Annotated in this window: 19 protein-coding genes and 1 tRNA gene; 4 read left to right on the forward strand and 16 right to left on the reverse strand. The window is 33.9% G+C overall.

What is annotated here, in order from left to right:
- Positions 1-3: 3 nt before the first annotated feature.
- The 4 genes from pdhA to porU all read right to left on the reverse strand — a co-directional run bounded on the left by pdhA (position 4) and on the right by porU (position 7,027).
- Positions 4-1,002 (reverse strand): pyruvate dehydrogenase (acetyl-transferring) E1 component subunit alpha, encoded by a 999-nt coding sequence (pdhA, locus tag J8H85_RS06550; protein WP_209653784.1) that lies wholly within the window; start codon positions 1,000-1,002, stop codon positions 4-6.
- 301 nt (positions 1,003-1,303) lie between these two features.
- Entirely contained in the window at positions 1,304-1,786 is a 483-nt protein-coding gene (cdd, locus tag J8H85_RS06555) for a cytidine deaminase (protein ID WP_209653785.1), read from the reverse strand.
- Between the two features lie 116 nt (positions 1,787-1,902).
- Complete coding sequence (porV, locus tag J8H85_RS06560; protein ID WP_209653786.1) at positions 1,903-3,108, reverse strand: type IX secretion system outer membrane channel protein PorV; 1,206 nt, start codon at positions 3,106-3,108, stop codon at positions 1,903-1,905.
- Between the two features lie 34 nt (positions 3,109-3,142).
- A complete protein-coding gene (porU, locus tag J8H85_RS06565; protein WP_209653787.1) occupies positions 3,143-7,027 on the reverse strand; it encodes a type IX secretion system sortase PorU in 3,885 nt (1,294 codons plus the stop codon).
- Between the two features lie 362 nt (positions 7,028-7,389).
- On the opposite strand from porU, the gene gldJ reads away from it, so the two are divergent.
- Positions 7,390-9,078 (forward strand): gliding motility lipoprotein GldJ, encoded by a 1,689-nt coding sequence (gldJ, locus tag J8H85_RS06570; protein ID WP_209653788.1) that lies wholly within the window; start codon positions 7,390-7,392, stop codon positions 9,076-9,078.
- A gap of 135 nt (positions 9,079-9,213) precedes the next feature.
- The gene (locus tag J8H85_RS06575) at positions 9,214-10,491 is read left to right on the forward strand and encodes a UDP-N-acetylmuramoyl-tripeptide--D-alanyl-D-alanine ligase (protein WP_209653789.1); all 1,278 of its coding nucleotides are present in this window, start codon (positions 9,214-9,216) and stop codon (positions 10,489-10,491) included.
- 31 nt (positions 10,492-10,522) lie between these two features.
- Here the strand turns inward: J8H85_RS06575 and J8H85_RS06580 are convergent, their stop codons facing one another.
- From J8H85_RS06580 to J8H85_RS06590, 3 genes are read right to left on the reverse strand one after another with little or no spacing between them, the layout of a single operon-like run.
- A complete protein-coding gene (locus tag J8H85_RS06580) occupies positions 10,523-11,968 on the reverse strand; it encodes a DUF5723 family protein (RefSeq protein ID WP_245243745.1) in 1,446 nt (481 codons plus the stop codon).
- Between the two features lie 52 nt (positions 11,969-12,020).
- Positions 12,021-12,794, reverse strand: a complete 774-nt coding sequence (locus J8H85_RS06585; protein WP_209653791.1) for a hypothetical protein — start codon at positions 12,792-12,794, stop codon at positions 12,021-12,023.
- Positions 12,791-13,288: a T9SS type A sorting domain-containing protein gene (locus J8H85_RS06590; protein ID WP_209653793.1), complete on the reverse strand. Its 498-nt coding sequence runs from the start codon at positions 13,286-13,288 to the stop codon at positions 12,791-12,793. The genes J8H85_RS06585 and J8H85_RS06590 overlap by 4 nt, the downstream gene beginning before the upstream one ends.
- Positions 13,289-13,662: 374 nt before the next feature.
- Between J8H85_RS06590 and J8H85_RS06595 the strand changes: the two genes are divergently transcribed.
- Positions 13,663-14,475, forward strand: a complete 813-nt coding sequence (locus tag J8H85_RS06595) for a LuxR C-terminal-related transcriptional regulator (RefSeq protein ID WP_209653794.1) — start codon at positions 13,663-13,665, stop codon at positions 14,473-14,475.
- A gap of 381 nt (positions 14,476-14,856) precedes the next feature.
- On the opposite strand, the gene J8H85_RS06600 is transcribed toward J8H85_RS06595, so the two are convergent.
- From J8H85_RS06600 to J8H85_RS06640, 9 genes are all read right to left on the reverse strand, one after another.
- On the reverse strand, positions 14,857-15,627 hold the full coding sequence (locus J8H85_RS06600) for a LuxR C-terminal-related transcriptional regulator (protein WP_209653796.1): 771 nt from the start codon (positions 15,625-15,627) through the stop codon (positions 14,857-14,859).
- Positions 15,628-15,766: 139 nt separating this feature from the next.
- Positions 15,767-15,841, reverse strand: a tRNA-Val gene (locus J8H85_RS06605).
- 62 nt (positions 15,842-15,903) lie between these two features.
- Complete coding sequence (locus tag J8H85_RS06610) at positions 15,904-17,121, reverse strand: bifunctional folylpolyglutamate synthase/dihydrofolate synthase (protein WP_209653798.1); 1,218 nt, start codon at positions 17,119-17,121, stop codon at positions 15,904-15,906.
- A 1-nt stretch (position 17,122) separates the two neighbouring features.
- Positions 17,123-17,971, reverse strand: coding sequence for an energy transducer TonB (locus J8H85_RS06615; protein WP_209653800.1), 849 nt, complete (start codon positions 17,969-17,971; stop codon positions 17,123-17,125).
- A gap of 62 nt (positions 17,972-18,033) precedes the next feature.
- On the reverse strand, positions 18,034-18,426 hold the full coding sequence (locus tag J8H85_RS06620; protein ID WP_209653802.1) for an ExbD/TolR family protein: 393 nt from the start codon (positions 18,424-18,426) through the stop codon (positions 18,034-18,036).
- A gap of 3 nt (positions 18,427-18,429) precedes the next feature.
- Entirely contained in the window at positions 18,430-19,131 is a 702-nt protein-coding gene (locus J8H85_RS06625; protein WP_209653804.1) for a MotA/TolQ/ExbB proton channel family protein, read from the reverse strand.
- A gap of 100 nt (positions 19,132-19,231) precedes the next feature.
- A complete protein-coding gene (gene nhaD, locus J8H85_RS06630) occupies positions 19,232-20,641 on the reverse strand; it encodes a sodium:proton antiporter NhaD (RefSeq protein ID WP_209653805.1) in 1,410 nt (469 codons plus the stop codon).
- Between the two features lie 14 nt (positions 20,642-20,655).
- The gene (locus tag J8H85_RS06635) at positions 20,656-21,882 is read right to left on the reverse strand and encodes a Glu/Leu/Phe/Val dehydrogenase dimerization domain-containing protein (protein WP_209653806.1); all 1,227 of its coding nucleotides are present in this window, start codon (positions 21,880-21,882) and stop codon (positions 20,656-20,658) included.
- Positions 21,883-22,050: 168 nt separating this feature from the next.
- Entirely contained in the window at positions 22,051-23,115 is a 1,065-nt protein-coding gene (locus J8H85_RS06640) for an anhydro-N-acetylmuramic acid kinase (protein ID WP_209653935.1), read from the reverse strand.
- A gap of 94 nt (positions 23,116-23,209) precedes the next feature.
- Between J8H85_RS06640 and J8H85_RS06645 the strand changes: the two genes are divergently transcribed.
- Entirely contained in the window at positions 23,210-24,352 is a 1,143-nt protein-coding gene (locus tag J8H85_RS06645) for an acyl-CoA dehydrogenase (protein WP_209653807.1), read from the forward strand.
- Positions 24,353-24,452 lie beyond the last annotated feature (100 nt).

A 24,452-nucleotide genomic window follows, 5' to 3' on the forward strand; every position in this document is an offset into this window, starting at 1 on the left:
AACTTATATTTTGTGTTTAATAAATGGATAATCTTCTTGTTCGTAAACCATATCATAAAGTTGTTGTGGTTCTGGATACGGAGATTCCTCAGCAAATTTTTCACATTCAGCCACTAAATCTTTCACACGTTTATCAATAACTTTAATGTCATCTTCAGATGCGTATTTCTTTTCTAGAATAATGTCTTTAACCTGAGTAATTGGGTCAATTTTTTTGTATTCTTCAACTTCGTCTTTTGTTCTATAATGTTGAGCATCACTCATAGAATGACCTCTATAACGGTATGTTTTCAATTCTAAGAATGTTGGTCCATCACCACGACGCGCACGCTGAATGGCTTCATCAAACGCTTCTGCTACTTTGATAGGGTTCATACCATCAACAGGACCACATGGCATATTATAACCTAAACCTAATTTCCAAATTTCGGTATGGTTTGCAGTACGCTCTACTGATGTTCCCATGGCATATCCGTTGTTTTCACAAACAAATACTACTGGAAGATTCCAAAGCATCGCTAAATTGAATGTTTCGTGAAGCGACCCTTGTCTTGCAGCACCATCACCAAAGCAACATAAAGTTACCCCATCAACACCGTGATATTTATCACCAAAGGCAATACCAGCACCCAAAGGAATTTGACCACCAACAATACCATGACCACCGTAAAAACGGAATTCTTTAGAAAAAATATGCATAGAACCACCCATACCTTTGGAAGTACCTGTTACTTTTCCATATAATTCTGCCATAACACGTCTAGGATCTTCTCCCATTCCAATTGGTTGTACGTGATTTCTATAAGCAGTAATCATTTTATCTTTAGTCAAATCCATAGCATGTAAAGCACCTGCTAAAACAGCTTCTTGACCATTGTATAAATGAAGAAATCCTCTTACTTTTTGTTGAATGTATACCGCAGCTAGTTTATCTTCAAACTTTCTCCAGAATAACATGTCTTCGTACCATTTGAGGTATACCTCTTTTGTGATTTTTTGCATCGATTCCTATTAAATTTTAATTACGTGAAACATCCATAAAAAAATCTTGTTACCCAAGATATGATTATTTGTATGTACCATGTGTTCATTGAAATAACAAAATTTATTAACACATGAAATACAAAAGTAATACATTGTGGCTTATTGCAAAAATGCAATTCGCTTAAAGTCTAAAAAATATAAAAAAAAACAGCACATTACGTACTTAATTGTTTATTTATCAATTTTTGATAATAAATATTGATGTTTTAAAGATTTCAAACGTTTAAATAATTCGAAAAACTATGAAAATCGCAAAATATTACAATACAGATTTATCAAAAACTAAGGGCAACAAGTTTGCTAAGGAACCAGATTTTGCAATTTTACCTATTTCACCCATAAAATAAATTTCGATGGGCGAATCTTGCTTCACTTCATATTCTGCAATAGCTTGCCTACAAGCACCACAAGGTGGAATAGGATTTGATGTTGGTTTATTTTTTGAAGTTGCTGAAATTGCCATTCGAACCACTTTGGCATTGGGGTATTGGGAACCTGCGTAATAAATAGCGGTACGTTCTGCGCACAAACCAGATGGATAAGAAGCATTTTCCTGATTATTGCCTGTGATTATTTCGCCATTATCTAAAAGTATGGCAGCGCCTACATTGAAATGGGAGTACGGCGCATAAGCTCTATCTCTAGCTTGAAAAGCTTTTTGCATTAAATGAGCCGCTTCAACAGGAAGTTCTTCTATGTTTTCATAGACATATAATGTAGATTCAATTTTTACTTCCTTCATATACTTTCTTTTCAATAAAGTTATAAAACTATTTTAGACAAAAAAACTATTGCGGTTTGCAATAGTTTTTTTTGTGTTCTTTGATTTCACTTTCGGTGTGAAACAACAAGCTTTTATTAATACTCACGGTATGTTCCTGCACCAATATTGAAGGTTAACGAGAAACGTAAGGTATTTTCTAATGGACTTTGCACTTTTGATGCTGAAAATAAATAAGATAAATCGATATTTACCACATTAGCCTTAAAACCAGCTCCTAAGGCTAAAAATTTTCTAGCACCTTTTTCTTCACTTTCATTAAAATAACCTGCTCTAAAGGCAAAAGAGTCTTGATACACATATTCTGCCCCTAAAGACCACGTGAATTCTTTTAATTCTTCACTAAAACCATCGGGTGCATCACCAAATGATTGGAACATGCCCGACAAGAAGCCCACGTCTGGATCTTTACCTTTATAGATAACCACTTCTTCAGTACCTTCATCATAAACACCATCATCATCCGAATCAACAAAACCATAAATTGGAGGCGTTGGCACCAATAATTTAGTAACCTCAGCTGTTACCGCCACTTTATTGTATTGGTCGAAAATAAAATCGAAACCAGCCCCTAAACGCAAATTGGTAGGCTGAAAGTTATCTTCACCACCTTCATCATATTTGAATTTAGGCCCAATATTTTGAAGTGCAAACCCCATTCTCCAACGTCCGTTAAAATCGGAATAAGCTTCTTCTTCACTTTGATAATATCCTGAAATATCAACGCCAAAGGTATTTGCCGCCGAAGTATCTCCACTACCATCGTCTAACCTTAAATCTGAACGCAAATAACGCATGGCAACAGACATAGCGAACTGGTCGCTTAATCGTAAGGCATAAGATGCATCAATAGTAAGTTCGTTTGGCCGTTGTATTAAAGCTTCTGAAAATTCATCATTAACAAATTCAATATCACCTAAAGAAAAATACTTGAAACTTGCTGCAAACGCACTTCTTTCATCTAAACGATTAAAGTAAGTTACGTTTCCTAAAAATATATCATTAACCAATCTACTTAAATAAGGCGTATAACTTACAGCAACTCCCGATTGAGTTTCTGAAAATGCATATTTTGATGGATTCCATTGTTGTGAAAACGCATCAACAGAGGTTGCTACACCCATATCTCCCAAAGAGGCTGCACGGGCATCTGGCGCAATTAGCACAAAAGGAATCCCAGTGGTTATAACTCTTCTTTCTTGACCTGGCAAAGGAATAACTTCTTGCGCACTTAATTTTGATACAAATACAAATGCTATTAATAGTAATAATTGGTTCTTCATGAATTAATTTTTATTTGACAAATATAAATTTTTATTAGAGTATTACAAGTTTCTCTATTTTTTCCACTTTTTTATTCAGAAAGTCAGATTGTACGGTTAGTTTATAAATATAAACCCCTTTACCTATTCTATCTCCAAAGTCGTCTCGACCATCCCAAACAATATCCCTGGACAACGAACTATTGGTTATAGCGCCTCCAGATGTTTGCCCGTTTAAGGTTCTAACCAGTTTACCCGAAACAGTGAATATCTGTATAGAAACGTTTAAAGGTGCCGAACTATTGTGGTTAAACCAAAATTCGGTATAATTTACGAACGGATTTGGGTAATTTAGGACGTTGTTTATTTGCAAAACCTCATCTTTATCGTACACAATAAATTGAATTTCAGCTATTGAGGAATTATTATACACGTCCCAAGCTTTAATGGTTAAGGTATGCAAACCGGGTTCTAAATCTCTAAACGGGAAACTTACCACACCTTTTTGGTAATTATCCACTTCGGTTTGGTAATAATCGTTTAATATATAAGGATTCGTTTCATCTCCATCTAAAATAGCTACGATATCGTGCCCCACGCCACTTGCAGTATTGATACCATTTGCATCTTCCAATTTTGCCAATAAAGTAGGCGATTCATTGGTAATACCACCAGACACGAAGTTCTCATCATTCATATAAAGCGTAATAACGGGCCCTATATTATCCTCTTCGGCATTATTATTTAACCCACCTATTTTAACAGTGTTTACGCTTGCTCCTGCTTGATCGTCCAACAAAGCTTCATTTTCTGAATAAAAACTTACTTTTCCAAAGCCAACGGGAATACTAATATCTTTTGGCACTACAAAATCGAATTCAAACAGACCATTTTTAACCGATGCTTGCCCTCTAAAAATAATTTCACCAAGGGTTTTAAAATCAAGCTTCACCAATTGGCCATTTGAAGTAGTTCCATCGTTGGCTAATGTTTGTCTATCAATATCTTTATCATAAATAGTTACTGAAAGCTTACCATTATAATTCGTGAGCAAATTTCCTGAAATATCGGTTACTTCTCCAGCCAATTTTACATAGCTTAAGGCTTTTAAAGTATCGGTTGATTGTGTAATAGGAACGTCGTTAATTTTTGTAAGTTGAATATTTGGTTTCGGAAATGCCAATTTCATGGCAGGGTCTCCTATGAAAAAGATGAGTCGGTTTTGACTTTGACTAGCTAATGAAGGGTTATTTTTTGTTAACCTTAGTGCTTCTGCCATTGAGGGGTACTCATAATCTTCATAGTCATCATCATCACTATATGAAAACAGATACTGCCCTAATAGATTATTAAACGAAATAGCAAAATTCACAAATATTTGTCTCGTAGTAGTAATTAATCCAATGGCACCTGCTTGTTTACTCCAATAGGTAAATTCACCCGCAGTCTCTCTATATGGATTATCAAATTTTGTAAACTCGCATGTTACGGTTACAAAGCAGTTAAACTTATTATAATTACGGAACCCTTCTATATCTGGCTTTAATAAAATACGCTCTTGGGCCAACCCATCTTCACCACCATGACCAAAATAATTCACTACCAACGCACCATTATCGATAGCATTTACAAACTCGGTAGTCACCTGCGGATATCTATTCCCACCCGCTGAAGTTTCTTGTTTGTAAGCATCTGAATGGATTTTTACCACATTCATAAAAGGTTTGTTCTCGGTAACCAAATTACCCACATTATCGGTAGTTTCTTGCAATGTTCCTTCCCAGTCTTTATCAACATCATCAGAAACAACTACAAAATTATTGCGCCAACTTCCAAAGGATGCTTTTGCATAATACGATTCTACTTTATCCACCAATTCTTTGGCACGTTGTGGTGTATCAGCTAAAACCCTACCCACAGCCACATCCAATCTATCGCTTGATGCCATGGTACCCTCGTTGGCATCCATCATACCATAAAAATCGTCAGAAACAAATGAACTTGTTAAATTAAAGCTACTAAAAGAATGCCATGAAGGCACTATATTGGTGTTATTAGGCACTCTATTTTTATAATCGAATGAACCATCGCCAAATAAGCACAGGTATTTTATTCTTTTCTCTGGTGAACTTGCATTATCATATACATATTTCACCAAATTTCTTATGGCCCCTATATCTTGATTGCCCGTACTGAATTCATTATAAATTTCGTCTAAACCGTAAACTTTCACATTCAAGCTGTATTGGTTTCTATTTATCTGCGCCAATCGTTCTGCTTGTGTAAGCATATTATCGGGTGCTACAATAATATAATCAACATCTTGAAATTCACCTTGATTATTTAAAAACACCGTACCCTTTATATTCTGATTGCTTAATGTTGTTTTTGAATCGAATTTAGGTTCGAAATAATCTTGGGACGTTACGGCTACATAGGTTTTTAAAACCCCCATTGCTGCAGTAAAACTTAAACTTGAAGAAGCGTTTGTATTTAAAGTATTCGATACATTATAAATATCGGTTACATCCCAAACCTCTGAAATCTGTGATGCATTAGTAATAACATATTGACCAATACCGGATGCCGATGACACGGAACTATTTTTAAATTGGAATTGCTTATTATTAAAATTTAGAGCCCGAGTTGCCTCAATAGAAATAAAATCCAAATACCCTAAAGCACTTGGGTTCCCTTGCTTGTCGTAATTTAAACCTACAGCTATTTTAGGTGTGGTAACAGTAACCGTGTTATTATAAACAGATTCACTTGCCAAACTGGGGCTTGAAGCTCCCGCCATAGAGAGTGTAGATATCGCAGCACCATTCACCGTAAGTTTCATTGAAGTTTGCGTTGTTGAAGCTGCTGCTACATAAACCTTTAACCGAACAGGTATTGTGGTTACTAAATCTGGAAAATCAAAATTAAATGTTTTGTTGGTACTAACATCAAATCGGTTTCCAAACCAACGTCTTCCTAAAAAGGCGATGTTGTATTGATCGACTTCATGAAACTTGTAATCTTCAAACGTATTAATTACTAAATCGACATTGCCAATGGGCTGTACAAATGGTTGAATGCGCTTTCCTGCACCAGAACTAACATTTATGTAATAATAAGTTTTATCAGTATAACAATTAATATTGGTAATACTTTCAGCATTGTAACCCTTAGGTCCTTGAGCGTAAAATAAAATATAATCCTCATTGTTAAAAACACCATCTGCTTCACCAATAAATTTGATAGCATTTTCTTGAACATCAAAAGGATAGGCAATGGCATTGGAATAAGGTATCATGCTTCCTCCATTACCATATACCTTAATGGTTCTGGGGTCTACATCATTCACTTTCACACCCAAACGCTGTAAAAAACTTTTCGACAACTTGAAAACACCCGTTGTATCTACATAAAACCGAAACCACTCCCCTGTACTCAACACAGAGTTTGTAACGGCATTTGTGTTACTTATTTTATTTAATGAAGAAATTCTGTTGGAACTACCACCTGTTAAATAATTAATTTGAAAAGAGGTTACTTTTTTAAAAGAACCATTTGGTTCCTTAACAATAGGCGATAATTGAAAAACAGCAAATTGTTCATCTCTTGCTGAAGCGTTTTTTAAACTGAATGTTAATTGACTTGGAATGGTATTAACATCCAAATCCTTTAATTCATTCTTAGAAATAGATGCGTACGAAACATTACTTACTGCAACTGAAGATTCGTTTACGGCATTTGAAATAGCCCATTGTGCAACAAACTGCAAACCATCATCAAAACTAAAACTGAAATGCTCTTTGTTAAACGACGGAATTTCTAAAGTATAAGTACCATCGGAAATCTTTTGAGAAGACTCCCAATTAACCGTAAACTTTTGTTGTTGCGCAAACACGACAGAACAACTAATACATAGTAAAAGTAAAATTTTCTCTTTCATGTGTTTAAATCTATTGCATTACAATGGACACATGGCACATCCATATAATTATTTTCCATAGGCCTCAAATTTAGTTATGGATGTTTCATTGCTAAAATAACGTCTTTACAGTCGTGTTATTATTAAAAAAATAACAAAATGTAGAACCAATGCAAAAATACAATAATAAATTAGTAAATCGCACGTTAATATATTTCAAACGACCTATGAAAAGTGGTAAAAAACAACAAAAACATCGTTGTAATGACCTAAAAATAGGGTGAAATACACTTTTTTTTAGATAAAATGAAAAAAATAGCTTGTGGTGTTCGGTTTAATTCTTATATTGCACCACCAAAAATATTATTAGCTTACTTAAACGTATGGATATGAAAAAAGTAGTAGCATTCAAGGTTTTATTAGTTTTAGCGTTAACTATAGCTGCAACTGGTTGTAAAAAATCTTCGAGTTCAAAGAATAGTTCTAGAGCTACCGGATGGGATATTAATTCCAGAGAAGGTGGTTTTCAGTACAACACTGACTTTAAAGAACAAGAAACCTCTCCAGGATTGGTATTTATTGAAGGGGGGACTTTCACAAAAGGTCGCGTTCAAGATGACGTGATGCATGATTGGAACAATACACCTAACCAACAACATGTTCAGTCTTTTTACATGGACGAAACAGAGGTTACCAATGCTATGTACATGGAGTATTTAGATTGGATCAAACGTGTTTATCCACCATCGGACGAAAATTTTAGAGCCATTTATCATGGCGCTTTACCAGACACACTTGTTTGGAGAAACCGATTGGGTTACAACGAGGTTATGACAGAAAACTATTTACGTCACCCAGGTTATGGTGAATATCCTGTAGTGGGCGTAAGCTGGATTCAAGCTGTAGAATTTGCAAATTGGAGATCAGATCGTGTTAACGAATACAACTTAGAAAAAGCAGGCTATTTAAAAAGAGATGCTAAAGTAGTTGACGTAAACCCAGAATCTACTTTCAGTACAGATACCTATATTAATGCCCCTACCTTAACTTATGGTGGAAACGAAGAAGTTATCAACCCAGAGCGTGGTAATAAAAGATATGTTAGAACAGATGCTGATGGCAATGAATCTAACATCTATGCAACCAGAGAAACAGGGATTATTACACCGAAGTACAGACTCCCAACCGAAACAGAATGGGAATATGCCGCTTTAGGATTAAGTGAGATAAGAAGCTACAATTTATACCGTGGTCGTAAAAAATACCCATGGGATGGACAATATACACGTAATGGTTCACGCAAATACAGAGGTGACCAATTAGCAAACTTTAAACAAGGCAAAGGTGATTACGGCGGAATTGCAGGATGGTCTGACGATGGAGCCGACATTACGAATGCTGTTAAATCTTACGCACCAAACGATTTTGGTCTATATGATATGGCTGGTAACGTTGCAGAATGGGTTGCCGATGTTTACAGACCTATAGTTGATGATGAATTCAATGATTTTAACTACTACCGTGGTAACGTTTACACTAAAAACGCTATTAACGAAGATGGTTCTGTAAAAGTAGTTACAGTTGATGATATTGTTTATGACACCTTATCAAATGGAAAAATAGTAGCAAGAAACTTACCTGGTGAAATATTACAAGTTCCTATTGATGAAAATGAAACTTATTTACGTACTAACTTTGATAAAAGTGACGAAATAAACTTTAGAGATGGAGATAAAAGATCATCACGTCGTTTTGAAAGTTTCAATGAAGAGGATGAAAACGGCAATGCTTCACATACAAGAAAAATGTACAACTCGCCTAAAAACATCATTACTAGAGATTCTGCAGGAAACATAATTAGACAATATGATAAATCCAACAATAGATCTTCTTTAATTAACGATGAAGTAAGGGTTTATAAAGGTGGTTCTTGGAAAGATAGAGAGTATTGGTTAGATCCTGCTCAAAGACGCTATTTCCCTCAAGATATGGCTACCGATTATATTGGGTTTAGATGCGCTATGTCTCGTGTGGGCTCAAAATCTAAAAGCACAAGTAAAAAGAAGAATTAATAACTTTCTTTAAATAATTAAAAAAGTCCTGACAAATGTTAGGACTTTTTTAATACATTTAATTCTGAAAACAATTGCGGCTTTCAAAATTTATGATGCTTTGTAATTTTTACCTTTATATTAAAATATCCAATCTTGAAAATAGAACAACTCCATAAACTTTTCTTAGAATGCCAAAGTGCATGTACAGATACAAGAAAAATAAAACCCAACGATATGTTTTTCGCACTTAAAGGCGATAATTTTAATGGGAATACCTATGCTGTAAAAGCTATAGAAAGTGGTGCAAAATATTGTATAGTTGATGAAGCTGAATTCAACACATCCCCTCAAACTATTTTAGTAACCAATGTACTAGAAACGCTTCAGGAGTTAGCATCATTTCATCGAACATATTTAAATATTCCCATTATAGCACTTACAGGCAGTAATGGAAAAACAACCACTAAAGAACTCATTAACGCTACACTATCCCAAAAATATAGAACAACCGCAACTGTGGGCAATTTAAACAATCACATAGGGGTTCCCTTAACATTACTTTCAATGACCAAAAACACTGAAATAGGCATTGTTGAAATGGGCGCTAATCATTTAAAAGAAATTGAATTTTTGAGCAATATTGCAAAACCAGATTATGGCTATATAACAAACTTTGGAAAAGCACATTTAGAAGGTTTTGGAAGTGTTGAAGGTGTTATTAAAGGGAAAAGTGAGTTATACCAATTTTTAAACGAAAACAATAAAACCATTTTTGTAAACGGAAATGATGCTATTCAGTTAGAAAAAACAAAACAATCCAATACTATTGTATTTGGTAAAAACACGGGTTTTGATGTTCAAGTTAGTTTTATTGAAGCACAGCCAAATGTAAGCGTCAACTATAATGGTTTAACCATTCAAAGCCATTTAATAGGTGAATACAACTTCTTTAATATTGCTGCTGCCATAACCATTGCTAATTATTTTAAAGTAGATGACAAGCTCATAAAAACTGGTATTGAAAACTACATCCCAAGCAATAACCGCTCTCAAGTTTTAACAAAAGGCTCCAATAAAATTATTTTAGACGCCTACAACGCCAATCCTACTAGTATGCAGGCGGCATTATTAAATTTTGAAAAACTTAACGATGGAAACAAGATTGCTTTTTTAGGCGATATGTTTGAATTGGGTAATGATGCAGAACAGGAACATCACAACATAATAGGCCTCATAGAGGCCTTAAACTTTCAAGCAGTATTGATTGGTGAAAATTTTAATAAAACAACCAGCAACTCAAACAAAGTAACCACTTTTGAAAGCTTTGATGATTTCAAGAATAAATTCGAAACTTCAAAATTAACAAACAGCACTTTACTCATTAAAGGCTCAAGAGGTATGGCTATGGAGCGGATTTTGGATTTATTATAATTATCTTTTTAATTTGTTTAGTATTTTATTTTTAAACTACCTTCTTATCAAATTTCCTATAAATAGGTATTTTAAGTCCAAAATAAATATCGGCAGATTTTGAATTGCTTGATAATAAATTTGTTAAAACAGAACCAGAACCTACTGTTAAAGGCCCTAAACGTAAACCTGCACCCCAAGCAACATCTCCATATTGTCTAAAGCTTATAGGGCTATAAATACTTAACCAACTAATTTCTAAACGGGGCGCAATGGTAACCGTATTAATAATACTATTAGTTGTTGCGGTATTACTTAACGACATTGAACTTGCAAAGCTTGTAAATAGTTTACCTGTAATATTATAATCGATTAAAAGATTTAATGCTGTTGGTAATTTTATTCTATTACTGCCCAATGTAGTAACACTACTGTAATTATCATCCAGTATTTCCTCAAACGATTTATCGTTGTTTTCATCATCAAAATCGTCTACATCTATCGTATTATTTAAATCATATGTTGTTTTTTTACCTTCCTTATAATTTATAGATCCTATATCGGTAATGGATGCTCCAATTTTTAACTTGTATTTGGTATATCTTTTAATAGTAGAATCGTCTGTTTTGTTTTTATTCTTATCATTCCATTGATAAACAAAACCAATATCTGCCCCAAATCCCGCAGTAATGATTCTTGTAATGTCTATATCTTCAGAATCAAATTCCTCACTGCTTAACCCATAATTTAGATTACCAGAAGTTGTAAGTGTATTTGCAGATGCATCATAAAAACCAGTAATGGATGGTGCATTAAAAAAAGCACCTCCAGCCCCTTGCAAATATTTTAATGTGAAGCCTCCTTTTAATAAATGTTTTTCATTATTCATTAAAATTCTACCATATGTTAAACCAATTTCTCCAAAAACATGTACAGTACCCTTAAAATCTTTTAAGTTAAATTCAAAATCTTCGGTATCATCAAACTCATCGGCGAGACTCTCGTACAACTGCCCGTTTATGTTATGGACATTTAAAAAAGCTCGCAATCTGGTAGTTATGCCTAAACTGCTTTTTTTACTTAAATTGAACATAAATGAAGGTAATAAAACATCCATATTTAAAAAGAAATTATTATCATTTTTTGCGGACTTTTGTGCGTCTAAATCAAAGTCAAAACCACCTTCTGATTTTATAATATCTTGGATATTGACACCCAAATAATCACTCCCCGCAAACAAACTACCTGAAATGATGTTTATATCGGTTTTAAAAGGAGAATCTACAACATTGGCGGGGTTAAGTGTTAGCCCATGAATACCTGAGTAATTATCAAAAGTGTACCCAAAGTAGCTTTGAGACTTTATTGTGTTATTTACTGCAAATACTACAACTAATAAAAGCAATAGTTTCTTCATAATGGGGTTGGTTTTTTGGCTGGTTATTATTAATTTATTGGTGATGCTTTTTACTTTTTTTGAAATTAACAGGGCTTCCATTCTTAAGTTTCAAAAAATACAATCCGTTTGGTAAATTTTGAATATGCCTTTTTTATAGTTGCTTAATCAAGACTGTAACACCGTCTTCCGGATATACAGGAGTTGATATTGTTAAAGTATCACCGTTTAATATCCCAATAATTTCTTCTGTAAACTCCTCTCCATATACTTGTTGAGAAGGAAATGTAACAACATTGCCAAGAACTGTTCCATAATATGAATGTTCGGGTTCAACTTCATCCCAATCAAAATAACCATCATCATTTCTATCAAATCCTGCGTACCTAAATGTCCATAACACCTTATCAACACCCAAATAAGTAATAAAACAATACCCCTCAATAGACCCATTTGGATAGGTTGGGTTTACTTCCTTATATGCCCCAACAAATTTCCAGGATTCACCGTGTAAAGTTCCACTAACATGGGCATAATTAGATACAGGTACAGATAACATCTCTGCTGTACTTGTAATTGTATAATCTGTACTTCCCAACGGATCTATCTCTGTTTTTAAGAAATAAGACTGCCCCCAATAGATTCCATTAGTAAAAACACCAGACACAGCTTTACCTCCACCAATCTGCAAGTCTAATAATCCATTTTGATTTGTTTGCGAAGTATGTGTTTCAACATATACAGCTGATCCATTAACATTTCCTTGAAGGATTGATATTTTTACTCCTACTTGGCTATTTTGAACTAAAGTATTCAAACCATTACGTATTACTGCCTGATAACTTATTGTTTGTGGTGCAGTACCTAATTGAGCAAAAACACTAGAAACTGTAATTATTGCCATTAAGATTGTGAAATTTTTTTTCATCCTTTTTGTTTTTTAATAATTTTAATAGTTTTAATTTCTCTATTCTTTTGGTAAATTTTTAAGAAATAGGTAGCAGTAACAAAATCACGTACTTCAATCTTTGTTTCATTAACCAAAACTTTTTTGTTTGATAAAAGTCGACCACTAGTATCAAAAATTTGATACGACAATTCATTATTAAAATCATTGTCAACTTTTAAGATAAAAAAATCAGTAGTTGGGTTAGGATATACATAAAGATTCATGCTTTTACCCCTAAATTCTTTTAAACCTAATACATTGTAAATTTCAAAAGGTAGTTGTATTCCATTTGTTATTGAACCATTTGAAACATAATTGGTATTAAAAAGCAATTGTCCCACTGTATAACTCACAGACCCTGAATTACTGGAAGCGTTTCCACCTAATGTAATAATTGCCACTTGCGCTTCAACAGTTGCTAGCCCAATACATAACATTAGAATAATACTTAATTTTATTTTTTGGTTTTTCATATTATATTTAATGCTTTAGAGTAAGTAAAAAAATTATTATTCATTATGCATACCAACTATTTCAAAGTATAATATTCATCAATAAGAGAAAAATGCAGGTACGAATGTTTATAATCAAATTTTAGCAAGCAGCATTTTGTTTTCAAACTCTCCTTTATTTTTAATTAGTAACATGGTAAAGCTATACCAAAGGAGAATTATATGAAATACCTAATTTTAAGTATTTTTCAAACAACTCAGAAAATATATTAACTACAAAATGCTTCTATATAATAATTCGTAAGAAAAAATTAAATACATTAGTGATATCATTTTTATATGCTTGTTATATACAACACTAGTGGAATTTTAATCAGTTCTAAACCCATAAAAATATGGACAACAATGATGGCGCAAAAGTTTTTAGTGTTTGGAGCAAAGAGAATGACATAAAACTACCTAAAAAGAAAGAGCTTATTTTAGAAATAATAGATCAAATTGCATCTTGCTTTGCTGCTGGAAGTTTTTATTATTTTATTCTGAATTTTGAAAATATCACTATGGATTTCGTTCATGAGGGTCTCCGCGACGTTTTAGGCATGGAACCTGAAGAGTTTACAATGGAAAAGTGCTTTGAAAGAATGCACCCAGAAGATTTAGCTTCAATGAATGAAAAAGAAACTCTTGTATTAGACTTTTTTTTTAATAAAATTCCAAAGGAAGACTTTTTCTCTTATAAATCCGTGTATGTTATGCGAATAAAACATAATGATGGGACTTATAAAACTCTTTTACACCAAGCCTCCGTTTTTAATGCATCTAATGATGGTAAAATTGAACAATCGTTGTGTGTACATACAGATATTACTCATTTAAATATACCGATTAACCACAATGTTTCTTTTATTAGCACAAAAAAACAATCTTATCATTATGCAAAAAACGATAAAGGCTATACCATCATCAATCGAGAAAACAACTCATTAAAAACCATATTATTTAAAGATATTTTTTCTAAACGAGAAAAAGAAATCATTGAAATACTGTCCCAAGGCAAGACATTTAATGAAATTGCTAAACTATTATTTATATCTCCTCACACCATTAACACTCATAAAAGGAATATTTTAAGTAAATCTGGATGTAAAAATACCCCTGAATTAATAGCCAAATACTACATAAATGGACTTTTCCAAAATACCAGATAGGTCATCACAATTTTTGAATCACCGAAAAAACTTGATTTAAAAAAGTCCCATAATCGTATATTATGTTTAAAAAGTAAAAAACGGAAATTATTCTGCTTCAAGATTCCTTACAATTCCCGCATAAGCCTAACAATTAGACATTTCAAATTTTAGTTTTGCATCACAAAAAAGCACCTAACTTGTTATTAATTTTAAATTAAAAACAATAGGTGCTTTTTATTAATTCTCCCTAAGAACTAATTTAATAGCATATCAAATTTGCACTATTAATACTAGGTTCGCAATACTCAATTTGAGTATTTAAGTTAAATTTTCGATAAAATACATTCATACTCTTTAACATCTTAACTTTGTAGCTGTATAAAACAGTTTATAAAAAAGTTAAATGATACTTGAATTCATCTTAAGCATCGCTATTAATTCACCCGTTGAAGAAATATTTAGTTTTTTAAGAATGTTACGACGATGGGTATCAACCGTATTTGAGCTAATATTCAATTTTTCGGCAATTGTTTTACTAGAATGGTTTAAAACAAGTAATCTTATAACATCACGTTCCCTATTGCTTACAATATCAGACAATCGTTTTTGAGAAAAATTATTAAAATACTTGGTTTCATATTCATTATTGTCATTCAATAATTTTGCCGATGCACAAATTTCCATTTTTATTCTAGAATCAAGTGCGGTATAATGTGCTAAACCAATAATAGGTTTATCATTACTATCAAACTCAATCGGCGTTGTATTTTGAATGATATTCACATACTCATCATCTGCATTTTTAATCCGATAATTCCAAGTGTAACTCATTCTACTTCTATCTTCAATATCTATTTCACTTAATGTGAAATCCATTAAATCGTTCAAAGCCTGCAACCACAGCTCAATGTCTTCTGGGTGCATTCTACCCCAAAAATACCGCATACCCTGCTTTATAAATAAATCTTTATTTAACCCTAAACAAGCAGGCATATTTTTACTAATGTATTCAAAGGTTAAGTCTCTTGTGTTGGTAATACAGAAAAAAGTAGAATTATAAGGCAGGTAAGCATCTAGTTCAATAATTTTTTGAACATGATCTTCCAAAGAAGGATGGTCGTACGACTTGAAAACCTCTTTATAAATACCTTTTATATCACTAATTTCCATGAACAAAGTAATTTTCCAGTTATAGAAACTTAATAGAAACTTAAGTGAAGATACTATTTTATAAAAAAAAGAGCAAACTATGAAACAAAAACTGTTAAAAACAAAAAATCCTAAAGCTTTCACTTTAGGATTTTTTTTGTGGGCAATGAGGGATTCGAACCCCCGACCCTCTCGGTGTAAACGAGATGCTCTGAACCAACTGAGCTAATTGCCCTTGTTATCGGTGTGCAAATATAAGCTAGATTTTCAATCTGCAAAAACTTTTTTAAAAAAAAATCAAATTATTTCAGCTACAACAAAAGTGCTACCCCCTATAAAAATAAAATCACTGGCAGACGCACTATTTAAAGCAGCGTTATATGCTTCATTAACAGAGTTATAAGCCTTACCTTTTAACCCGTGCGTAGCTAAAGATTTTTTAAGTTCGTTAGCTTCTAATCCACGCGGAATATCGGGTTTACAAAAATAATAAGTTGCTTTTTTAGGCAATACATCTATTATAGAGGTTAAATCTTTATCATTAACAACTCCAAAAACGATATGTAAAGCATCAAATATTTCATTTGACAACTGTTCCATAACATAATTCAATCCATCTCTGTTATGCCCCGTATCGCAAACCACTTTAGGATTGAGTTGTAACGTTTGCCAACGCCCCATCAATCCCGTATTTTTCACAACACGCAACAACCCTTTTTTTATGTTTTGATGGGGTATATTAAAACCTTTTTCTTGAAGCTCTTTTATTGCATTTACAACCGTAACGATATTTTTAGATTGATAAATTCCAGTTAAATCTGAAACAAAAGCCTCCGTAACTTCATTATCTGCAAAAACAATTTTAGAGTTGTTTTTTTTAGCCAATTCTATAAAAACAGGTGTTGTTTCTTTTTGGGTTTCACCAATCACTATTGGAACATTCGGCTTTATGATGCCTCCTTTTTCAAAAGCAATCGCTTCTAACGTGGTGCCGAGAAACTGCGTATGGTCCAATCCTATATTGGTTATAACGGAAACTTCAGGTGTTATAATATTTGTAGAATCCAATCTGCCTCCCATCCCAACTTCAATAACCACAATATCCACCTCTTGCTTTGAAAAATACTCGAATGCCATTCCTACGGTCATTTCAAAAAAGGACAGTGAGTTTTCTTCAAAAAATGCCTTGTGTTGTTCTATAAAGCCTGTAACAAATTGTTTGCTAACAACTTTGCCATTAATTTTTATACGTTCTCTAAAGTCCTTTAAATGGGGAGAAGTATACAAACCTACTTCATAACCTGCTTCTTGTAAAATAGATGCCAGCATGTGGCTTGTAGAACCTTTTCCATTAGTGCCAGCAACATGGATACTTTTAAAATTGTTTTCCGGATGTTTTAATCTTTCGATTAATTTTATGGTATTGGATAAATCTTTTCTGAATGCCGATTGACCCTGTCTTTGATACATTGGCAGTTGAGAAAACATCCAATTTAATGTATCTTGATACGTCATGTTACTGCCCTAATTTGAAGTTTACTTTCACAAAACCTATTTGTTTTGTAGGTGCGTTAGGGTCTGGTCGCCATTTGTGTGATAAAGCTATTTTTTTTGCAGGTTCCAACAAACAAGCTGCCGTATTAGTGGTTCCTCGCACACCTGGCTCTGCTTCAATAACATTACCTGCTCTGTTTACAACAATTCTAACAATCACCATTCCAGATTCGTTACAATCTTGTTTTAACGTTTGATATGATGCACTACCACGGCCATTTAACCCATAGCCTACACCACCGCTTCCGGCACCGCCAGAACCAAAATAACTTGGTGCATAAGGATCTCCATCCAATTGCCCTTTATCACCTGCTTTATTATCATCGCCTTCCCCTCCAGAAGCAGTCCCTTCCGACTTACTAACACCTCCAATTAAAGCGTCCAGCTTCTTCTTTTTTTCATCAAGCTCGCGCTTTTCTTTAGCTACCCTTTCAGCTTCTGCTTTTGCTTTAGCATCGGCATCAGCTTTTGCCTTTGCTTCTATGGCTTTTTGTTTTTTAATAGCTATTTCCTCTGAGTTGTCAGAAGTTAAAACTTCTTCTTTAGTTTCGGCAGCTTTTGTAGGTTCTGCCTTAGTAGGTTCAACCTCCGCTGGTTTATTAATATTGACAGGCTCTGACTTGATTGGTTTTAAAGGTTGTACTGTACCCGAACCAAAATCGGTAGTCCCAAAATTTACCTCCATACCATATTCCTCTGGCGGATCCATATATTTGGTACCAACAACAAACAATAACAGCAAAATAATAACAGAAATTAATGCTGTTAATTTTGCTGAATCTCTTTCATGTTTGGTTTCAAAATACTTCATTGAGGCTTAAAATTTCTTGAATTAGTACAGTCTAAAATCGTGCCGTTTTCCGCGAAAGCGAATTATTCAGGCTTTACAGCTAAAATAACTTTTAGCTTATTTCTATTGGCGATGTCCATAACTTTTACAACATTTTCAATAGGCACCGATTTTTCAGCTCTTAAAACAATGGTTGGTTTTTCTTCTGAAGCTAATGCAGCTAATAATTCGGTTTCTAAAACACTCTCACCTACACGCCTTTGATCTATATAATACGTTAGATCTTCCTTTATACTTACCGCAATAGATTTTTTATTTTCGGTTTTTCCACTGGCTTTTGGCAATAAAATATCAATAGCGTTTGTGGTTACCAATGTAGAAGCTAGCATGAAGAAAATCAATAACAGAAACACAATATCTGTCATAGATGCCATACTAAACTCTGGCGTTACTTTATTTCTTCCTTTTAAGTTCATTTTTTATGTAGGTTCATTTAAATGATCTAAAAACTCTAATGAGTTCGCCTCCATTTGATATACTACTTTATCGGTTTTAACCACTAAATGGTTGTAAGTCATATAAGCAACAATGCCCACAATTAAACCCGCCACTGTGGTTGTCATAGCCGTATACAAACCATCGGCAAGTAATTTTATATCTATTTGCCCTCCAGAATTTGCAATTTCAAAAATGGAAAGAATCATACCTATTACAGTTCCTAAAAACCCAATCATAGGAGCTGCTCCAGAAATGGTTGCTAGAATACTTACGTTTTTTTCCAAACCATAAACTTCTAACCTACCTGCGTTTTCAATAGCGGTATTAATGTCGGCTAAAGGTTTTCCTATTCTAGAAATGCCTTTACCTATTAATCTGGAAACTGGAGAATTTACCTGCGCACAAAGTATTTGAGCAGAATCAATTTTACCATGCGACACGTGATCTTTAATTTGGTTCATGAAATTTGCATCAATTTTTGATGCCGCTTTTATAGCAAACAAACGTTCAAAGTAAATGTAAATAGCGCCCACCAACATAAGGAAAAGTAAAGCGATAATAACTTGTCCTGCAACACCACCACTACTAATTAATTCTATAATGGAAAGTGTTTTTTCTACAGGCTCAGTATCGGTTAGCAACTCTGCGCCTTCTTGTGTATTTTGTAATAATGTATTCAACATAAAAAATATATTTCTTGAACAGTATAACGATTCTTTTTGTGTTTAAGTATATAAAACTACTTTTTGCTTAAATTCTTTCAAACTTAAGAACAAAACTTTATTAAAATAATGTTCTTGTAACCATAAATGCTGCCGACCCCACAAGGAAACCAATTGCCGCAAGCCATGAAATCTTTTTTAGGTACCAGAAGAAATCGATTTTTTCCATTCCCATAGCAACAACTCCTGCTGCAGAACCTATAATTAACATACTTCCTCCTGTACCTGCAGAAAATGCTACGAAATGCCAAAGTTCGTGGTCCATAGGCTCAGAGAACATCCCTAAACTAGCTGCTACTAATGGCACGTTATCAATAACTGCCGAACCAACTCCTAATAGAATCATCACTAAATCGGAAACACCTTTGCCTACTTCATTAGGATAATGTAATTCTGTTCCAAGCATAGGCATACCTTCTTTCAACGAATCTGCAAATTGAAACAAAATACCTAAAGATTCTAAAGATGCAACCGCCATTAAAATTCCTAAGAAGAATAAAATACTTGGCAATTCGATTTTAGATAATGAACTGTGAACTGGACTATGGTGTGCATGTGCTTCACTTTCTTCTGCATCATTGTAATCGCTCAAACTAAATTTTGAAGAACTGTATATTTCAGCAAAAACAGCCACAACACCTAAAGACAACATCATGCCTACATAAGGAGGTAAATGTGTTACCATTTTAAATATGGGAACAAACACGATAGCTCCTAAACCTAAATACAACATAGTGCTGCTGTATTTTGATTTTTTTTGTTCCTCAACCTCTTCTATTTCTAAATCGCCTTTGAAAACTGGTAAAAAGGTAGCAATTAAAAATGGTACCGCCATACATAAGAACGATGGCACTAATAAATAACCCATTAAATGCCCTGTTGAAACTTTCTTACCAATCCAAAGCATGGTAGTTGTAACGTCTCCAATTGGAGACCAAGCACCTCCAGCATTTGCAGCTATAATGATTAAACCAGCATACCAAATACGAATATCTCTGTCCTTTACTATTTTTTGAAGAATAGAAATTAGCACGATGGTAGCCGTAAGGTTATCTATAATTGCCGATAAAATGAACGCTAAAAAGCCAAAAAGCCACAAAATTTTTGTTTTCTTTTTGGTTTTTACAAAGTCTTTTATAGTTGAAAACCCATCAAAATAATCAATAATTTCAACAATGGTCATCGCACCTAAAAGGAACACCAATATTTCAGCTGTTTTTCCAAGGTGATGCAAAAGGGTTTCTTCCATTAAATGCATTTTCTCTTCGGGTGCAAACCCTGCAAAACCTTGTACCAAACCATGTTTTGCTGAATCGAACCAATTAGGAAAACTCTCTAAACCTAAAGATATTAATGCCCAACAGATAGCCATCATAACTAAAGCGGGGATAAGTTTATCTATTTTTAGGTTATGTTCTAGCGTGATTGCTAAATAACCTATTACAAATACTAAAATAATTGCTGCTTCCATAAAAAAAATTAAAATTATATAAGTTGGCTTAGCGCAATTTCAAAAGCAGTTGCGCTAATGCCAGTTTTAGATTGGTTTTTATTATATACGTTTTCTATTGCTTCTCTAATTCTGTTAGATGTATCATTAAATATAGCTTCATCTGTCATTTGCACACGACGCTCCATAAAATAGGCGAATACGCGTGCCATTCCACAGTTTGAAATAAAATCTGGCATTAAACTCACCCTGTAATCGGTATGTTCCATAATGGGTCCAAAGAAAATTTCTTTATCGGCAAAAGGTACATTGGCACCACAGGAAATAACTTCCAAACCGCTATCTATCATTTCATCTATTTGATGGATAGTAATTAAACGCGATGCTGCACATGGCGCAAATATCTCCGTTTTAATAGTCCAGATTTTTTGATTAATCTCTTCAAAAGGAATTAAATTTTCACTTACCAATGTGTTTCCAGATTTAGCCAAAAACAAGTTTGTAACCTCTTCAAAAGTAAAACCTTTCTCATTAATTAAACCGCCTGCAATATCGATAATTCCAACCACTTTTGCACCCATTTGGGACAAATAAAATGCTGCGGCTGCTCCAACATTTCCAAATCCTTGAATTACAGCGCGTTTACCCTTTATCGATCCACCGTAAATATGATAGTATTGCTTAACGGCTTCAGCAACACCAAAGCCCGTAATCATATCGGCAACCGTATATTTTCTTGAAACATTTGGAGAATAAACAGGGTTTTCAATTACTTTAACAACCCCTTGCCTTAACTGCCCAATGCGGTTTATTTTATCGGCTTCCGTTGGTTTAAAATGCCCATTGAAAACACCTTCTTGAGGATGCCAAACCCCACTCTCTTCGGTAATTGGAATCACTTCATGTATTTCATCTACATTTAAATCGCCACCTGTACCGTAATAACTTTTAAGTAAGGGCGACACCACTTTATACCAACGCTCTAAAACACCTTTTTTTCTCGGGTCTTTTGGATCGAAATTTATACCAGATTTAGCACCACCAATGGCAGGCCCAGAAACCGTAAATTTAATTTCCATGGTTTTAGCCAAGGATAATACTTCATTCATATCAAGTCCTTTGCGCATACGTGTTCCCCCTCCGGCAGCACCACCTCGTAACGAATTTATAACCACCCAACCTTCGGCTTCGGTTTCAGAATCCTTCCAATTAAAAATAATTTCAGGAGATTTATCTTCGTACTTCTTTAATAATTCTTTCATGTTTTTGTTTAATGAATCAATGATTCTTTTAAGCTAATTTATTTCACCGTTAGTTTATTTTCCATCTAACTAGCATAGCTATAATTGAGTCATTTTTATGAAAGTATATTTAATTATTGTAACAAATATAAAAAACTAAAATCCGTGAAGGTTAATTTTATATTATTTTTAAGGCAAATATATTTTACCTGAACTGTGATTTTCGCTTGCGCCTGTAACGCTTTTCAAACAATTTACCTCGTTACGCAACTTCAAAACTCCTAAAAAAGCAAAAATTAAAGCTTCTTTAAATTCTATGATGGATTTAGTAGGAATAACAATGTTGTTTTGAGTATAGGCCCTCAACCTTTCCACTAAATAGGTGTTATACACACCGCCGCCTGTCACCAAAACCGAAGCATTGTTTTTTTTGTTTATTTCTGAAGCAAGTTGAACAGCAATATGTTCTACAAATGTTTTTAAAATATCTTTAATTTCTAATTGAGAAGAATTTATTAAAGGAAAAATATTTTTATCTACCCACTCCAAACCTAGCGACTTGGGATATGCGGCTTTATAAAACTCTAAATTATTGAGTTCAGTAAGTAAATCTACATTTATGGTTCCCGTTGAAGCAATTTGTCCTTTATCATCATAATCAAACCCCAATTGTTTTACGTAGTGGTTCAAAACAATGTTTACTGGACAAATATCATAAGCAATGCGTTCAAAATTAAATTCGGTAGAAATGTTTGCAAAACCACCTAAATTCAAACAAAAATCATATTCAGAAAACAACAACTTATCGCCAATTGGCACTAGCGGCGCACCTTGACCGCCCAATTCAACATCTTGAACCCTAAAATCGCAAACAACCTTTTCCTCTAACAAAACCGCCAAATGTGGCATATTACCTATTTGGTAAGTAAGTCCTTTTTCTGGTTGATGCAAAGCTGTGTGCCCATGTGAACAGATAGCATCAACATCTTCAATTTCATATGTATCCATAAAAGCTTTGATGCGCATGGATAAGAAATTGGTGTAATTATTATCCATTTCCTTGAGGCCATCCAAATTATAAGAAACCAAGCCTTTTAAGTTTTCTACCCATTGAGAAGTATATGGTATCGTTTCAGAATGCACTATTTTAAAATGCCATGTATCATCAAATTGAAATGTTACGTAAACAAAGTCTATCCCATCCAATGATGTTCCAGACATAACACCTATAACCTTATATTCGCTTTTCATCATATGGAACAAAAATAACAATCCCAATTGAATAATTAATACTAAAAAGCTATATTTGTACATATTTTTTAATGAATCATCGTCTTAATTGAGAATTATGAATTTTAACCTTTCCGAAGAACACATTATGATACGCGATGCTGCTCGCGATTTTGCTCAAACCGAACTACTCCCTGGCGTTATAGAACGGGATGAAAACCAACATTTCCCCAAAGAATTGGTTAAAAAAATGGGCGATTTAGGATTCCTCGGTATTATGGTAGACCCTAAATATGGCGGTAGCGGAATGGATACCTTATCTTATGTGTTAATCATGGAAGAATTATCAAAAATTGATGCTTCGGCTTCGGTTATTGTTTCGGTTAACAATTCATTGGTTTGTTATGGATTGGAAGCTTTTGGAACCGAAGAACAAAAGCAAAAATATTTAACTAAATTAGCTACAGGCGAGTTTGTTGGTGCGTTCTGTTTAAGCGAACCAGAAGCTGGAAGTGATGCCACGTCACAAAAAACCTCAGCCATAGATAAAGGTGACCATTACTTATTAAACGGCACTAAAAACTGGATTACGAATGGCGGACGCGCCGATGTATACTTAGTAATAGCACAAACTGATAGAGATAAAGGGTCTCATGGCATTAACGCTTTTATTGTTGAAAAAGGAACAGAAGGTTTTCATGTTGGACCAAAAGAAAATAAATTAGGCATCCGCGGCAGCGACACGCATACATTACAATTTAACGATGTAAAAGTACCAAAGGAAAACCGTATTGGAGATGATGGTTCTGGTTTCCGCTTTGCCATGAAAACACTTTCTGGCGGCAGAATTGGTATTGCTTCTCAAGCTTTAGGGATTGCTTCTGGTGCCTATGAATTAGCGTTAAAATACAGTAAAGAACGAAAATCTTTTGGCACCGAAATATGCAACCACCAAGCCATTGCATTCAAATTGGCCGATATGTATGTTGATATTGAAGCAGCACGTTATTTAGTAATGAAAGCCGCTTGGGATAAAGATCAAGGCAATAACTACGATGTATCGAGTGCTATGGCAAAATTATACGCATCTAAAGTAGCTATGGAACATACGGTTGAAGCAGTTCAAATACATGGTGGTAATGGTTTTGTAAAAGATTACCATGTGGAACGTTTAATGCGCGACGCCAAAATTACACAGATTTACGAAGGCACTTCCGAAATTCAGAAAATTGTGATTTCCAGAAGCTTAATCAAGCAATAGGATTTTTCTAAAATTCTTAAAATCAACATAACTTCCAAAGTTCATTATTTACAAAACTAAATAATGAACTTTTTTTGTTAAGTAAATGATAAGCTTCCGA

The sequence above is a fragment of the Mariniflexile gromovii genome, from assembly GCF_017814435.1.
GTDB lineage: Bacteria > Bacteroidota > Bacteroidia > Flavobacteriales > Flavobacteriaceae > Mariniflexile > Mariniflexile gromovii.

What these genes read in the sequence shown, in the direction of transcription:
- gldJ (WP_209653788.1), top strand. Translation starts at nt 7,390, where the DNA reads ATGGATATGAAAAAAGTAGTAGCATTCAAGGTTTTATTAGTTTTAGCG.
- J8H85_RS06625 (WP_209653804.1), bottom strand. Translation starts at nt 19,131, where the DNA reads ATGTTGAATACATTATTACAAAATACACAAGAAGGCGCAGAGTTGCTA.
- nhaD (WP_209653805.1), bottom strand. Translation starts at nt 20,641, where the DNA reads ATGGAAGCAGCAATTATTTTAGTATTTGTAATAGGTTATTTAGCAATC.
- J8H85_RS06620 (WP_209653802.1), bottom strand. Translation starts at nt 18,426, where the DNA reads ATGAACTTAAAAGGAAGAAATAAAGTAACGCCAGAGTTTAGTATGGCA.
- J8H85_RS06580 (WP_245243745.1), bottom strand. Translation starts at nt 11,968, where the DNA reads ATGGAAGCCCTGTTAATTTCAAAAAAAGTAAAAAGCATCACCAATAAA.
- J8H85_RS06610 (WP_209653798.1), bottom strand. Translation starts at nt 17,121, where the DNA reads ATGACGTATCAAGATACATTAAATTGGATGTTTTCTCAACTGCCAATG.
- J8H85_RS06585 (WP_209653791.1), bottom strand. Translation starts at nt 12,794, where the DNA reads ATGAAAAAAAATTTCACAATCTTAATGGCAATAATTACAGTTTCTAGT.
- J8H85_RS06590 (WP_209653793.1), bottom strand. Translation starts at nt 13,288, where the DNA reads ATGAAAAACCAAAAAATAAAATTAAGTATTATTCTAATGTTATGTATT.
- porV (WP_209653786.1), bottom strand. Translation starts at nt 3,108, where the DNA reads ATGAAGAACCAATTATTACTATTAATAGCATTTGTATTTGTATCAAAA.
- J8H85_RS06600 (WP_209653796.1), bottom strand. Translation starts at nt 15,627, where the DNA reads ATGGAAATTAGTGATATAAAAGGTATTTATAAAGAGGTTTTCAAGTCG.
- porU (WP_209653787.1), bottom strand. Translation starts at nt 7,027, where the DNA reads ATGAAAGAGAAAATTTTACTTTTACTATGTATTAGTTGTTCTGTCGTG.
- cdd (WP_209653785.1), bottom strand. Translation starts at nt 1,786, where the DNA reads ATGAAGGAAGTAAAAATTGAATCTACATTATATGTCTATGAAAACATA.
- J8H85_RS06635 (WP_209653806.1), bottom strand. Translation starts at nt 21,882, where the DNA reads ATGAAAGAATTATTAAAGAAGTACGAAGATAAATCTCCTGAAATTATT.
- pdhA (WP_209653784.1), bottom strand. Translation starts at nt 1,002, where the DNA reads ATGCAAAAAATCACAAAAGAGGTATACCTCAAATGGTACGAAGACATG.
- J8H85_RS06615 (WP_209653800.1), bottom strand. Translation starts at nt 17,971, where the DNA reads ATGAAGTATTTTGAAACCAAACATGAAAGAGATTCAGCAAAATTAACA.
- J8H85_RS06640 (WP_209653935.1), bottom strand. Translation starts at nt 23,115, where the DNA reads ATGATGAAAAGCGAATATAAGGTTATAGGTGTTATGTCTGGAACATCA.
- J8H85_RS06645 (WP_209653807.1), top strand. Translation starts at nt 23,210, where the DNA reads ATGAATTTTAACCTTTCCGAAGAACACATTATGATACGCGATGCTGCT.
- J8H85_RS06595 (WP_209653794.1), top strand. Translation starts at nt 13,663, where the DNA reads ATGGACAACAATGATGGCGCAAAAGTTTTTAGTGTTTGGAGCAAAGAG.